This window comes from Bacillus sp. SIMBA_074 (assembly GCF_046534555.1).
GTDB classification, from domain to species: domain Bacteria; phylum Bacillota; class Bacilli; order Bacillales; family Bacillaceae_G; genus Bacillus_A; species Bacillus_A mycoides.
On sequence record NZ_JAWRYM010001264.1, the window covers coordinates 1 to 234 of the forward strand.

Here is a 234-nt window from a genome sequence, read left to right on the forward strand (position 1 = left end):
GGAGCTCCTACTTGAGATTGCGCTGTCCCTGCATATCCTTGCGCTGATAGTTTAGATTCAAGCTTGGTCGCAATATCACTCAGCCGTTTCCTGACCGATGCCTCGCTACCTTTAATGCCTTTGTCAGTGATGTTAAGGCCTGATGCAATATTACCGAGGAAAACAATATCTCTGTCAGTCAACACGCCAGACATTAGCTTGAGGTTGTCAGAGGTAAGTAGTGACTGAAGACGG

Annotated in this window: 1 protein-coding gene; it reads right to left on the minus strand. The window is 47.0% G+C overall.

The genetic code is table 11. The features are described from left to right. Positions 1-194, minus strand: a 194-nt coding sequence (locus tag SB773_RS34780) for a hypothetical protein (RefSeq protein WP_410595125.1), incomplete at its 3' end; no start/stop codon positions are given. Positions 195-234 lie beyond the last annotated feature (40 nt).